Raw genomic sequence first — 341 nt, forward strand, 5'->3', positions numbered from 1 at the left:
CTGGCGAGTTCGCCTCCGGCAGCTTCACCCTGGCCGACACCGATGGCCTGGACAGACCCGGCGTACGCATCTTCAGCCCCTGGAAATCCTCGACCGAGTTGATTTCCTTGTTGAACCAGCCGGCGGTCTGCATGTTCATCGGTACACGTCTGGTGGGCTGGAGCCTGGTCGAGGACGAGCGCATCCGCCTGGATACACGCAGCGCTTTTCGCAACTCTTATCCGTTTTCGGCATGGCTTGCCGACACGATTCAACACCGCCAGGAATGTTGCATGTCAACCCCTCCAGTACCCCGCGAACGCCAGCGGCGGCCGAGCCGCTGATCAGCCCGGCTTCTTCGG

General features: G+C 62.2%; 2 pseudogenes. One reads left to right on the forward strand and one right to left on the reverse strand.

Annotated elements, in window-relative coordinates:
- A pseudogene (locus U8L64_RS00235) lies at nucleotides 1–133 on the reverse strand (ABC transporter substrate-binding protein); the annotation flags it as partial.
- Between U8L64_RS00235 and U8L64_RS00240 the strand changes: the two are divergent.
- Nucleotides 120–218: pseudogene (locus U8L64_RS00240) on the forward strand (Yip1 family protein); the annotation flags it as partial. The pseudogenes U8L64_RS00235 and U8L64_RS00240 overlap by 14 nt on opposite strands.
- Nucleotides 219–341: the final 123 nt, after the last annotated feature.

The organism is Pseudomonas sp. FIP_A4 (assembly GCF_036701605.1).
In the GTDB taxonomy this organism is placed as follows: domain Bacteria; phylum Pseudomonadota; class Gammaproteobacteria; order Pseudomonadales; family Pseudomonadaceae; genus Stutzerimonas; species Stutzerimonas phenolilytica.